Below are 12,147 nucleotides of genomic sequence, written 5' to 3' on the forward strand. Positions count from 1 at the left end.
AGGGTGGGGATCGAGCAATGGACTACCTCTTGTCTGAAAATGGAAGACGAGAGCTGGAGGCGCTCTCGAAGAGGCGGTGTCTGTACGCGTTTGATTTTGACGGCACCCTCGCCAAGATCGTTTCCGATCCTGGTAGTGCTCGCCTAGGGCGCTCGGTCCAATTCTGGCTCGAGGCACTCGCAACACGCGCTCAGACCGCCGTGATCTCAGGTCGTTCATTGAAGGACCTTCGGGCTCGTGTCGGGGCTGTGGTCTCTTGTCTGGTCGGGAACCATGGTGCAGAAGGTCCTCATGTAGTACAGGAGGATATGTTCCAAGTCCAAGAGATCTGTCACGGCTGGCTTCAACTGATCACCGAACAATTTCAGACTGAGTTACTCGAATGTGGCGTGTTGGTTGAACAGAAGTCGTACTCGCTCTCATTCCACTATCGAACAGTTCAACAGCGAGGCGAGGCCCGGGCGCTGATCTCTCGGATTGTTACTGAATTGGATCCCACTCCTCGGATCGTGCTGGGGAAATCGGTGGTCAATGTCATGCCAACAACGGCGTGGCACAAGGGAACGGCGTTGCAGGAATGCATACGCCAACTTGGTTGTACGACCGCCCTCTATGTGGGAGATGATGTAACCGATGAAGATGTTTTTGCTCTACGAGATCCTCGGGTCCTTACCGTGAGAATCGGGAAGAAGAATGCCTCATCAGCTCGGTTCTTCCTCAATCGCCAAACAGAAATCGCGCAGGTCTTACGGTTGATTGTTGAGATGGCTGGGTGAAGTATTCCTGCTTGGACCGGCTGGGGTGAATGTGACTCCGTGCCTTTTCTGAAGAATCCGCACGAGCTTCAGCACTATTCCGCTAATGGCGATCGCTCCTGTCCGAGGAGTAAATCATAGGGAGCAAAGTCATCGGTCAAGACGACACCGGCAGGCCAAGGTTCCGTCCGGCGGGTACCCAGTAGCGCGATGGATTCCATTGGTAGACGATGACTCTGAGCCATCGCAGAAATCCGAGTTGCAATTTCTTCTGCGGGTTCAGCTTCGATGGGACGGCCCCCAAAAAAGATTAAGTTTTTTGCCGGCGTCATGCTGGTCCTCCATGGGCCTTCGACCGCGAATGTCAGGAGAGAGGGGAAGGACTGACGCATAGTTTGTACGACGGCGGCAGCTCGGGCAAGGTCTCCTTCCTTGCTGGATGAGGCGAGGTTCACTGCAAGGACTCCGTCTGGATTCAGTCGCGCCCGCACTAAGGTGTAGAACTCCGCCGTGGTGAGATGAAAAGGGATCATGTCTCGGGCGAAGGCATCGATCCACATGAGATCGTAGGTCTGCTCCGTGGCATTGAGAAACGCCCGCCCGTCTTTCACGAACACATGATGGTTTCCTGGGGGGTGATAATCGAAAAATTCTTCAGCCATGTGAACCACCACCGGATCAAACTCAACGACATCGAGTTCCAATGTCGGCCAATGTGTTGCCAACCATTTGGCTATGGAGCCACCGCCATGCCCAAGGATGAGGCCGCGTCGTGGTTGTGGAGTCAACGCCAACGAAGACACCATCATTTGGCTGTAGGGGAGAAAGAGATACACCGGGTCGGCTTTCCACATCGTGGCATGAAACGTTCGATCCAATACCAGATATCGAAAGAGATCATCTTCTCGAATCCGAACCTGCTGATACGGACTTTCCTCTTGGTGGATCGGGACTTTCAACCGTTCAATCGGCTGAAGAGCGTTCGCTCCTAAGAGGGAGCAGCAGCCCAGAACGATCAGCAAGATGGGACGGCTGGCCGAGGTCCCTTTCACAAGCCACAAGACCCCGAGTCCGACCTGTATGCCGCCTAGCCATGCGACCAACGATTGACTGCCGAGCCAGGACAGGAGGAAGAATGCCGTTCCCCAGGTGCCGGCCAGACTTCCCACCGTCGACAGGGCGATCATCCGTCCAGTCTGCCGACCAAGATGATCGATGTCTGCCACTGCCAGTCGTAGCATGGCCGGTAGCACACCACTCAGCCCGAAGGCAGGCGGTGCAAGCAGTATGGATGCCGCTAGACAGGGACCCAAGCGAGGGTCCTGGACCACTTTTTCGATTTCGAAGAGAATCGGTTGGTTTGCCCAGGCGATGAGAAAGGTCCACGCTCCAGAAAAAAGTAATAATGCTGCCGGCACGCGTCCATCGGTGTAGCGATCGGAGATCCACCCGCCGAAGGCATATCCGCTGCTCATGGCGGCCAGAATCACTCCAATTAAGGCGCCCCACACGAACAACGAACTGCCGAACACCGGCGCCAACAGACGACTGCCGAGGATTTCCAGCGCCATGACGACCGCGCCGGTCACCAGAGCAGTCAGGAGCAAGAACCAACGGGGAATTTTGGAAGTCTTTGGAGCGGGCATTGAGTAGATCGAGGAGATACGAAGGCTCCATACCAGCACGGAGGCGCGTTGGATTGTACTCAACGTGTTTTTCAAGAGTCAACGAGATCAGGACACGGGTCTGCTCGGGGCTTATCCGAGAGTTCGTTGCTCGTGGCCATTCAGGTTGCTATACTCACGATGGTATTACTTAATGTAAGGAGGCGGGCATGCATATTAGTGTTATTGGGACCGGTTATGTCGGACTCGTTACCGGGGCCTGTTTCGCCGAGTTCGGCGTTCATGTCACGTGCATGGATAATGATGCTCGACGGATTGAGAAGCTTGAAAAGGGTGATGTTCCGTTTTATGAGCCCGGCATTTCCGAGCTGGTGGCCAAAGGGGTTCGAGAAGGTCGGCTGAGTTTCACGACAGATATTGCCAAGGCAGTCGACAAAGCACTGGTCATCTTTATTGCCGTCGGAACGCCACCGAGAGGTGATGGGTCGGCCGATTTGTCGTATGTGGAGGAAGTCGGCAAGGGCATCGCTCGCCACATGACCGGATATAAAGTTATTGTGACGAAGTCAACGGTCCCGGTGGGTACCGGTAAACGACTTCGTGAAGTCATCAAGAAGTCCCAAACGAACGCGTTCCAGTTCGATATTGTGTCGAATCCGGAGTTCTTACGCGAAGGGTCGGCCATCGAAGACTTTTTGCGCCCGAATCGGGTGGTCATTGGGGCCGATAGCGATCATGCCGTCGCGATCATGAAAGACCTCTATCGCCCGCTGTATTTGATCGAGACTCCTATTGTGGTGACCGATATCCCCACGGCAGAGCTGATTAAGTACGCGTCGAATGCGTTTCTTGCCACCAAGATTTCATTCATCAACGAAATGGCCAATCTCTGTGAGCGTGTTGGTGGCAACGTGCAGATGGTGGCAAAAGGAATGGGGCTGGACAATCGTATCGGCTCGAAATTTCTGCATGCCGGCGCCGGATTCGGCGGATCTTGTTTCCCAAAGGACCTGGCGGCGCTCATTCAGGCCGGAGAGCATGCTGGGTATCCCGTGCAGATTGCACTCGCTGCGTCCAAGGTGAACGAAGATCAGCGGCACCGCATGGTGGAGAAAATTCGTGATGCGGTGGGCGGGCTCGAAGGCAAAACGTTGGGCATGCTAGGGCTTTCCTTCAAGCCCAACACGAACGATCTTCGAGAGGCCCCTGCGCTTGCGATCAGTCAACTGTTGCTGAAGGAAGGGGCGAAAGTGCGTGTCTATGACCCGATCGCACTCGATGAAGCCTGCCGGACCCTATCAGCGCTACAACCGTGTGCGGACCCGTACGATGCTGCAGAAGGAACCGACGCGTTGATCATTATGACCGAATGGAATCAATTCAGAAACCTGGACTTTGAGCGATTGAAAGGGATCATGAAAAACCCGGTGCTGATTGATCTACGCAATGTCTACGACCCCGACCGTGTCGTGAAGTTTGGCTTTCACTACATCTCAGTTGGTCGTCCCAGCGAGCACCCTTCCTCAGAGGGGTCGCCTGTGTCAGGCTAGGTCAGTCTCGGTAACTGGGTCTTGACTGACTCCTTCGTTTTCGGCTTGTATCCCATTCGGTCAAGGACCTTCATGATCCGCGTCTTTAGCCGGTCGTCGGCGTCGGTCAACGCGGTCGCCAACGGTTCAACGGCCGGCTTGCCGATCTTCCGAAGGATCTCGGTTGCCGATTGGCGAATCTCGTCTTCTTCGGACACCAACAGTGGAATCAGGGATGGGACGGATGGGCCGCCTAGCTTGATCAGTGAATCATAGGCACGTTGCCGAACATCGCCGACCTCGTCGTTCAGCGACGCGACGAGGGGATCGACGGCGCGCGGGTCTTTTAGCTCACCCAACACTTCTGCGGCATACTTGCGGTTCAACCAGTGTGAGTCATTCAGGTCGAGCAGCATGGCGTCGGCTCTGGCGGTATTCGGATCCTTAGGCCGGATCCTAAAGTGTGTGGCGACTCGCTTCCCACCTTCCTCCACCACACGGATGGTTGCTCCATCACCGGCCTTGAGTTTCTTAAGATCATCCAGGGCCTCCTCAGCCACATCGAGGACGACGGTCTTGCCGTCGTAGGCCAGGAGTTCAACTTCGAGCTGTCGACTTTCCAGGTTGACCGCAACTACCCGTTCCGTCACCAGATTGAAACCATCTTTCTTCTCTCCACCTTTCGGAGCAATCTGAATCAGCTTTGGAGCTTCGTCCGCCATGGGTCGTTATCCTCTATTTAATAATGAATTATTGCGCTGTGGGTTTCCATCCAAGACTCGCCAGAACTGCCTCAACCGTTTCCTGGACCATCGTGTTCTCGTCTTCAAGTAACGGCAATAAGGGCTGGACAGCGTCTGTCGCGCCGAGTCGTGCGAGCGATTCCGCCGCATTTCGTCGGACCAACCAATCCTCATCTTTCAGTGAATCGATCAGTGGGGTGATTCCTCTCGGGTCGCCGATTTTCCCAAGCGCCTCCGCTGCATGACGGCGCACCATCCAATTAGAGCCCAGAAGCCCATTGATTAAGGCCTCAACCGCCCGTACATCGCCGACCTTTTTCAGGACTCGAGCCGCATCCTCGCGCAGGGTGCTGTCCATGAGTGCATCGATGAGTCCAGGCACCGCTTGTGAATCCCCGATACGCTCAAGAGCCCAGACGGCTGCCGTACGGACCGCACCGTCTCGGTCTTTTATGGCTCTGACTAACGGCTCCACGGCACGCCTGTCACGCAATTTCCCGAGTGCCGAAGCCGCCTGTTCTCGGATCGCCCATGAATCGTCCTGTAAGGCATCGAGCATCGGCTCCACGACCGGCGGTCCCATGCGGACGACCGCACTGGTTGCGGCTTCACGAATGACGGCATCTTCATCGGACATCAAGTCGATCAAGCGAGGAAGCGCCTCCAGACCGGCCTGGCCAAGGCTTGCGATCGCGTGATCACGAAGGGCTTCGTTCTCATCGTGCAACGCCTGTATCAGCTGTTCAATTCGACCGGAGGCACCCTGTTCAGTCATGCGCTGTGTCCTCTGCGTGGCTGTGGGTTTCGCTGGCCGTGATCGCATCAAGCTTGTCGGCGATGAGGCCGGCATTGTAGGAGACCAGTCCATCACGGTCGGTTTTCAGCTGATCAAACAGCTCTTTGTGCGGGCGCAAGATTCCCACATCCTTGATCTTGGCCAAGGCTTCGATCGCGTACACCCGTAAGGGTCGGATCGGAAGGGCGTCAAGATAGAGCTGGCTCGGACGGGCATCGCCGATCAACCCGAGCGCCTTGATCGCCAACTCTTTCACGCCGGTATCCTTGTCATGTTCGAGCCGTTTCATCAATGGTTCAACTGCCCGCACATCCCCGATCTTTCCCAATAAGTCCGCGGCCGCCTCGCGTACGAGCCAGTCATCGTCTTCTAAGTATTCGATGAGGATCTCGACGCTCGGACGTCCGATCCCCAAGAGATTGATGACCGTGGCCATCCGCGCCTCCTCACGCTCGCTGGCTCCTTCGACCTCCCGTAACTCGTTGAACGTTGCATCGATCCGCTCCCGGATCGCACTCAATTTCTTCAACGTGCCGACGGCGAGGTCTCGGACGGCCGGCTGGCCCATCGCATCGATAAACGCATCGACCGACCGAGGATCTAAGAGCTGATCCAGCATTGACGCGGCAGTAACCTGTGCCTCTTGATCGGGATGTTTCAACAGTTCGCAGAGTGGAACGATGGCGGTGGGAATTGCCCCGATCAAATGAGTCAGCACCCGCTTTCGTTGGCCATCGGGTGTGTTGGGAAGCAAGGCAACCAAGGCCTGGGCCGTCTCGGCATCGACCATTCCTGCCATCTGCTCAAGGGCTGCCGCACCGGCACCTCGGACCGCCTCCTCATCATGTTCAAGGAGTTCGACCAACGCCACGCCGGCTTGCGGATCCTTAATTCGAGCCAACATCGCAGCGGCTTCTTTCTTCAACTCCGACGGCCCAGACCGGAGAGCTTCGATGAGTGCGCGAACGGACCGTGGTCCACCCGCCACGCAGGCTGCTGTTGCGCGCATGCGTCGCCAGTCTTCTTCATGAACCAGTTCGGAGACCAGGGTCTCGATTGTTTCTTTCGACATGGCGTTCAGGAGTGGATGGTCGAGGCCCGTCGAGGCCTCCATCCTGCTAGGGTCAACGTCTCACGAACATGGAATTGAACATTGTCATCCGTCGAATCGGTTAACAGCGGAATCAGGAATGGAACGACCTTCGCTCCGAATGCGGCTAACGCTGCTGCCGCGTCCGCACGGGTATAGGTCTGGCCCAGTGCGTTCACCAGCGAAGGGATAGCCGCTTCGTCACCGATTAGGCCTAAGGCGCGTGCCGCCGCGCCTTGCGTGATGAACTCTTCATTCCACTGATCCCCACAGCCAGCGACGGCCCGTGTCGCTTCGGGAGGCTTCGCTCCTGTGAGCACCTCAATCAGGACAGGAACGGCGCGTGTGTCGCCGATCCGGCCGAGTGCCTCAACGGCCAAAGTTCGAAGCCCCGGTTCACGCATGGCTGTCAACAAATATTCGACGGCTCTGGGGTCCCTGATTGCTCCCAACGCCCGCACGGCATCTTCACGAACCGCGGAATCATGATCGTTGAACAAGACCGACAACAGCGGTTCAACCGCTTGTGCCGATCGGCTCTTCCCCAATGCCTCTACGGCATGCAGACGAACCAGCCATTCTTCCTGTCTCAAGGCGTCTACCAACGATGGAATGGCTGGGTCGCCGATGGCCGCCAGTCCTGCAGCAGCTTCCTCACGCACCGCTTTTACTTTGTCCTGGAGCAGTGGGATCAGGGGCACGACGGTGTCGGTATGGCGGATCAACCCCAACGCCTTGGCCGCGTGCATCCTGACGATCCAATCACTGCTCCGGAGTGCCTGGATCAGCGAAGGAAGCACACGTTCATCGGCGATGGTGGACAAAATGGCCGATGCCGCTTCCTGGACTGACAGGTCAGGCTGATCAAGACAGGTCCCCAGAGCCTCGACCGATTCTTTCCCGATAGCACGTAAGGCTTCAATCGCCGCTTCACGAACGGAACGGTCCTGATCTCGAAGTAACGCGATTAAAGGAGTCACGGCACGAGGATCCTTGAACGTGCCGAGAAGGCGAGCAGCATCCTCCCGGACTGCCCAATCTTCATCCCTCAGTGCAGCGATCTGTTCCATCACCGAGTCGGTCATATCCTGTATCCTTACAGACTCCGATCGGGTCGATGAGATCGGGGTGATGTCATGACCACCTGATGTAGCGGTTGTCGGCAGATTGTTGTCTGCCCAGGCTTAATCAGACGATGTCGCCGGACGGGCCAAAGCGTCCGGTTTGACCCAATGGCCGATCGATACGTAGATTGTCCGCTTGGCTGGAGCTGATTTCCACTGCTTCATCGAGAGGTGTCCAGCCAAGTTTTTCCAGGGTTTCGAGCGTGATCTGCTTGAGAGCGTCTTTTGCCGTCAGACGAACCGAAGCATAGGACAGCACACGCTCCTGTTCAGCCTCAACTTCGGACGCTTTAGGGTCATAGAGAAAGGCGATCAAGGGTTCGATGGCGCTGTCGCCGATGACGGTCAGAGCTGCCGCGGCCTTTTCACGCAACACCCCGTCTTTCAGCAGCATGATCAAATCCGGAATGACACGAGCGTCGCGAAATTGTCCGAGGGCGGTTGCCGCCGCCTCCTTGATGAAGGCGTCCTCGCTGACGATGCACCCAGGCGTCGGCGAGCCCTCTTGCTTGATCCCTTTTCCTTTCAACGCGTCCAACACGGCGGGAAGTGCTCGTGAATCGCCGATCATGCCCAGGGAGGCAATGGCATGCCGCTTCACGGCTCCGTCTTTCATCGCTTCCATCAGCGCGTTGATTGCCCGGGCGTCGCCGATCATCCCGAGCGCAATCGTGGCATCTTCACGAACGGCGCGATCAGAATCTTTCAGCGCAGTAATCAGGGCATCGACCACCTTGGCATCGCGGACCCAGGTTTTGCCGATTTGATAGTCGGTCGTCATCCCCCCTAGCGCGCGGGCGGCGTGACATCGAACCACAAAGTCTTTGTCCTTTAAGCTGTCAATCAGCGGATCGACGGAAGGCTGCCCGATATACACCAGCGCGGTTCCCGCGGTTTCGCGCACAATCTTAGATGAATCTCGGAACAGTTTGACCAAGGCCGGAACAGCCTTCGGATCGGTGATCCTGCCCAGTGCTTCCGCAGCAGCGCTCTTAACCGCCCCATCACGATCGCGACACGTGAGGATCAGGGCATCGACCGATTGTGGGTCTCCCATCTTGCCGGCAGCTTTCGCGGCATGTTCACGTACGCGCCAACGTTCGTCTTTCAGACTTGTCAGCAGGCGGTCGAGTACACTTGGGCCCATTCGCACTGTTGCGTCCACCGCTTGATCGCGAACTTCCATGATGGGATCGTTGAACAGCCCGATCAAGGCTTCGAGGGCTTTCGGCCCTCCGATTTTTGACACCGCACAACCGGCGTGAGCCCGAACGGACCAGAAGTCATCGCTGCACGCGCCGATCAGCGCATCCAAGGTAGCGGGGTCACCCAGGTCAGCCAGGGTCTTTGCCGCTTCCTCTCGGGTGGCATCGTCCACGTCTTCAAGGGCTTCTAAGAGATCTTCGAGAACGTCAGCCATGGTTAGGGGTCTGCTCGTAGTACGGGTCAGGTTGTCCACCGTGAGGGTATGTCCGTTTGCACAGGACTACCAGGGTCGCGGTTCCTCGGCCTTGGACGCATTGGTCCAATGACGCTGAGAAATCAAGCGTGCCGTTCAGATTAACGGTAAAGGGAAAGTCAAAGGTAAAGCTGATGAACTTATACTTTCCCGGCCGTAACGGTAATTCACGACGTTCCGATGTCTTCGGGGCATCCAATGACTCGGGATCAGAGTTCCAGATGGAAGGGGTGATCCCCGGCACTTGCCACCATGAAGTCGGTACCAGCTTCGTTGCGTCGATGGTAATCAGGTGTTGTTTGAGATGCGCAGGAGGCTCCCCCCCATAGCTCCATTGGGAAGAACCGATCATCAGTAAGATGAGTAAGATGCCCAACGTCCATCGGAACGCCGGGAACCGTCGTGGTATCGCAACGCCGTCGTGCATGGTTCTTAACGTTTCTTCACCCGAGGCATGGACTTCCGAGCTGTCGCCGGTGGCTGAAAAATTTCTTCCACAACCTGACTGTCCCATTCAGTGTGGGTCTCAAGCTTGAGAATCCGCATTACCGTCGCCCCGGTGTCGATAATGGATACCGGCTGATTGATGGTTTGGCCGCGCTTGATCCCCGCACCGGAGACGATCCATGGAACGACCGGTGCATCGCTTTGCGGCGTCTCGCCTCCAGGGTCGGTTCCCTTTCCACTGAGCGCCGTAACCAGAACGGTGGTCCGGTCCAAGAGTTTATAGTGCGTGAATAGATCGAGCACGGATTTCATCGATGCGTCAACGGCCTGTAGGGCATCTCGATACTCCTTCGAATCCCATCCGTGGGTTAGACCGGCCCTGCCTGCTTCCGGAAGATGAACCACCAATAAGTGGGGCAATGCAAGGACGGCATGGCCATAGCCATGCCCGCTCGTGGCTTTCTGGAAATACTGCTGGATGTAGGCAACGAGTTTTTGCGGGCCGCACTCGGGCCGCAACGCCCCGCAGAGTTGATAATCCGTATAGGGTGTCGGTTTCGCCAGCTGGTAGAGAGATTCATCCATAAAGAAAATGGCACTATCACGGCCTCCGCTCAAGTCCAGGTAGTCGAACAGACTGGGTGGGCGGGGATAGCCTCGGCTGAATTCAAACGAATTCCAGGTGATTCCATGCTTCTCCACCGGCATGCCGGTAATTAGGGAGGCCATGGTGGGCAGGCGCAAGGCCGGCTCCACTCCTCCCGCGGTCCAGGTGACGGATCCCTCCTTGATCAGCTTCTTCAAGACCGGCATTGCCGCACCCTTGAGCGAATCGTGGCTAAACCCCTCTAGAACGAACAGGACGACATGTTCGGCCTGAGGGGTGGAAGACGCGGTCCTTTTGCCGGTGGATGGCGCTGCCTGGCTGCTGGTTGGGATCCCGATATCAAGGGAGAAAGCTAGTAACCCAAGAAAAACCAGAGAAAAATACCGGGAAAGTTGTTGCATGACCAAGAATAACCCTCAATATGTACGCGATGTAGGAGCCGACGACCTAGTACCCTAACATGCAAATTTTCTGGAAGGCAAGGTGGGGCAATGCTTTCGCAGAATGCTGGCTAGGCCGACGTCCTACTGTTATGCTGAATGAGAAGCGTTTTTGCTAGGCTTGTACCCAAGCCGATTGTGTGACAGGGGAAGCTGAGGTGATGTTGAACGGCCTGCCATACCAACTCTTTCGCGTTCTTCCTTTTTGCAGCGCTCTCATCGTGATGTCTTCATTCGAGGATCCAGCGCTGGCCGACATCCGAGTCGTGAATGCACAGGGCGAACATCGGATGGGAGACCGTGATACTCGTGAAGATGCGATCAAGCTCGCCGTCGACGCCGCCAAGCGAAACGCTCTCGAGCAAGTTGCGGTCTACCTGGAGAGTGTCACCGTCGTCAGTGATATGGACGTGACCAAGGATGAAATCCGTACCTACACGGCCGGATTGGTAATCGTGCTCACCCAACAGGTCACGACCACTCTCGACGGCGATGTCGTGGTGATACAGGCGAATCTGCTTGCACAGATGGACACGGACGAAGTGGCGCGGGCGATCACAGCTCTTCGGGAAAACGAAGATGCACGGGTACAACTGGCTGTGCTGAAAAGAGAGAACGAACAACTCCAAGAAGAGTTGAATACCGTAACTCAGACGCTGGGCACTGCGGCGACTCCTGAGCAAGTCCAGCAGGCGGCTCAAAAGCGGAAGGAGATTCTCAATCGTGTCCAGTCGAATGCCATGGTGTCACAAGCTTGGACGAGCTGGGTGCTTGTCTCGCCAGGTGGCGTTCCTCAAGGTCTACTGAATAGCGCGAGCGGACTCTCACCTGCCAACCCCCATATTGCAGTTGCGCAGCAGATTATCGCCTACCGGCAACCACGGGTCCCTGGACAACCGCCTACACCTGGAAGCAGGCCACCGCAGATGCCAAAACACGAAATGATTCCGCCGCCTGGCGTCTCAGGTGCTTCGCGCACGCCCAATGAAATGATCCATCGTGCTCCGACGAGGCCTCCTCAGGTAAACCATCCGAGGGGAGGCGAACGACGATGAAAAACCAGGTTGGGATTCTCATCGTCGCTCTTGGATTCTGGATCAATGCAGGCTGGGGCCCCAACAGGCTGGAAGCAGCAGTATCCGACAACGGTGGCTATTCTTCAGATCAGTATTGGATCGGTCGAGGACAGGGCGATCTCACGAAAGGCAAGATGGTTTGCCAACGGGTGTCGGAGCTTTCGGCTCGAACCGATTTAGCCAAGCAGATTCGCGTGCTTGTGAAGGAACATCTGATCGATCGTGTCCGCGAACGATCGGGGCGCGAGAGCGAGCAGGATATCGAGCTGACCCGTGAGGAGCTTGTGCAGGAATATTTGCAAGATGTGAAGATCATCGACCGCCGAATCGATGAGGAAAATAAGATGTGTACCGCCACTGCTGTGATGCCCAAGAACCGTGTTCAATCGGCCCCCGCTCCCGATCAAGAATCCGCCCCTGCTCGTCTTCCGTAGTTGTCTCAATGCTCTTGTTGCA

12 protein-coding genes are annotated in these 12,147 nt (G+C 56.5%); 4 read left to right on the forward strand and 8 right to left on the reverse strand.

The window, feature by feature from the left end:
• The first annotated feature begins 17 nt into the window (after positions 1-17).
• Positions 18-776 (forward strand): trehalose-phosphatase, encoded by a 759-nt coding sequence (gene otsB / locus IPM58_15240; GenBank protein MBK9308396.1) that lies wholly within the window; start codon positions 18-20, stop codon positions 774-776.
• Between the two features lie 74 nt (positions 777-850).
• Here the strand turns inward: otsB and IPM58_15245 are convergent, their stop codons facing one another.
• Positions 851-2,401 (reverse strand): fused MFS/spermidine synthase, encoded by a 1,551-nt coding sequence (locus IPM58_15245; protein MBK9308397.1) that lies wholly within the window; start codon positions 2,399-2,401, stop codon positions 851-853.
• A gap of 188 nt (positions 2,402-2,589) precedes the next feature.
• Here IPM58_15245 and IPM58_15250 point away from each other — a divergent pair, with 188 nt between their 5' ends.
• Positions 2,590-3,930, forward strand: coding sequence for a UDP-glucose/GDP-mannose dehydrogenase family protein (locus tag IPM58_15250; protein ID MBK9308398.1), 1,341 nt, complete (start codon positions 2,590-2,592; stop codon positions 3,928-3,930).
• Here the strand turns inward: IPM58_15250 and IPM58_15255 are convergent.
• From IPM58_15255 to IPM58_15285, 7 genes are all read right to left on the reverse strand, one after another.
• Positions 3,927-4,631, reverse strand: coding sequence for a HEAT repeat domain-containing protein (locus IPM58_15255; protein ID MBK9308399.1), 705 nt, complete (start codon positions 4,629-4,631; stop codon positions 3,927-3,929). The two genes, IPM58_15250 and IPM58_15255, sit on opposite strands and share 4 nt — an antisense overlap.
• Positions 4,632-4,659: 28 nt before the next feature.
• Positions 4,660-5,427: a HEAT repeat domain-containing protein gene (locus tag IPM58_15260; GenBank protein MBK9308400.1), complete on the reverse strand. Its 768-nt coding sequence runs from the start codon at positions 5,425-5,427 to the stop codon at positions 4,660-4,662.
• Positions 5,420-6,562, reverse strand: coding sequence for a HEAT repeat domain-containing protein (locus tag IPM58_15265; protein MBK9308401.1), 1,143 nt, complete (start codon positions 6,560-6,562; stop codon positions 5,420-5,422). The genes IPM58_15260 and IPM58_15265 overlap by 8 nt, the downstream gene beginning before the upstream one ends.
• Positions 6,526-7,623, reverse strand: coding sequence for a HEAT repeat domain-containing protein (locus IPM58_15270; GenBank protein MBK9308402.1), 1,098 nt, complete (start codon positions 7,621-7,623; stop codon positions 6,526-6,528). The genes IPM58_15265 and IPM58_15270 overlap by 37 nt, the downstream gene beginning before the upstream one ends.
• A gap of 103 nt (positions 7,624-7,726) precedes the next feature.
• The gene (locus IPM58_15275) at positions 7,727-9,082 is read right to left on the reverse strand and encodes a HEAT repeat domain-containing protein (protein MBK9308403.1); all 1,356 of its coding nucleotides are present in this window, start codon (positions 9,080-9,082) and stop codon (positions 7,727-7,729) included.
• Complete coding sequence (locus IPM58_15280; GenBank protein MBK9308404.1) at positions 9,075-9,548, reverse strand: hypothetical protein; 474 nt, start codon at positions 9,546-9,548, stop codon at positions 9,075-9,077. Before IPM58_15280 ends, IPM58_15275 begins: the two co-directional genes overlap by 8 nt.
• A 5-nt stretch (positions 9,549-9,553) precedes the next feature.
• Positions 9,554-10,576, reverse strand: a complete 1,023-nt coding sequence (locus IPM58_15285) for an alkaline phosphatase family protein (protein ID MBK9308405.1) — start codon at positions 10,574-10,576, stop codon at positions 9,554-9,556.
• 263 nt (positions 10,577-10,839) lie between these two features.
• Here IPM58_15285 and IPM58_15290 point away from each other — a divergent pair, with 263 nt between their 5' ends.
• Complete coding sequence (locus IPM58_15290) at positions 10,840-11,670, forward strand: hypothetical protein (GenBank protein MBK9308406.1); 831 nt, start codon at positions 10,840-10,842, stop codon at positions 11,668-11,670.
• Entirely contained in the window at positions 11,667-12,125 is a 459-nt protein-coding gene (locus IPM58_15295) for an LPP20 family lipoprotein (protein ID MBK9308407.1), read from the forward strand. Before IPM58_15290 ends, IPM58_15295 begins: the two co-directional genes overlap by 4 nt.
• The last annotated feature ends 22 nt before the right edge of the window (positions 12,126-12,147 follow it).

The organism is Nitrospira sp. (assembly GCA_016715825.1).
Lineage (GTDB): Bacteria > Nitrospirota > Nitrospiria > Nitrospirales > Nitrospiraceae > Nitrospira_D.

What these genes read in the sequence shown, in the direction of transcription:
- otsB (MBK9308396.1), top strand. Translation starts at nt 18, where the DNA reads ATGGACTACCTCTTGTCTGAAAATGGAAGACGAGAGCTGGAGGCGCTC.
- IPM58_15245 (MBK9308397.1), bottom strand. Translation starts at nt 2,401, where the DNA reads ATGCCCGCTCCAAAGACTTCCAAAATTCCCCGTTGGTTCTTGCTCCTG.
- IPM58_15250 (MBK9308398.1), top strand. Translation starts at nt 2,590, where the DNA reads ATGCATATTAGTGTTATTGGGACCGGTTATGTCGGACTCGTTACCGGG.
- IPM58_15255 (MBK9308399.1), bottom strand. Translation starts at nt 4,631, where the DNA reads ATGGCGGACGAAGCTCCAAAGCTGATTCAGATTGCTCCGAAAGGTGGA.
- IPM58_15260 (MBK9308400.1), bottom strand. Translation starts at nt 5,427, where the DNA reads ATGACTGAACAGGGTGCCTCCGGTCGAATTGAACAGCTGATACAGGCG.
- IPM58_15265 (MBK9308401.1), bottom strand. Translation starts at nt 6,562, where the DNA reads ATGGAGGCCTCGACGGGCCTCGACCATCCACTCCTGAACGCCATGTCG.
- IPM58_15270 (MBK9308402.1), bottom strand. Translation starts at nt 7,623, where the DNA reads ATGACCGACTCGGTGATGGAACAGATCGCTGCACTGAGGGATGAAGAT.
- IPM58_15275 (MBK9308403.1), bottom strand. Translation starts at nt 9,082, where the DNA reads ATGGCTGACGTTCTCGAAGATCTCTTAGAAGCCCTTGAAGACGTGGAC.
- IPM58_15280 (MBK9308404.1), bottom strand. Translation starts at nt 9,548, where the DNA reads ATGCACGACGGCGTTGCGATACCACGACGGTTCCCGGCGTTCCGATGG.
- IPM58_15285 (MBK9308405.1), bottom strand. Translation starts at nt 10,576, where the DNA reads ATGCAACAACTTTCCCGGTATTTTTCTCTGGTTTTTCTTGGGTTACTA.
- IPM58_15290 (MBK9308406.1), top strand. Translation starts at nt 10,840, where the DNA reads ATGTCTTCATTCGAGGATCCAGCGCTGGCCGACATCCGAGTCGTGAAT.
- IPM58_15295 (MBK9308407.1), top strand. Translation starts at nt 11,667, where the DNA reads ATGAAAAACCAGGTTGGGATTCTCATCGTCGCTCTTGGATTCTGGATC.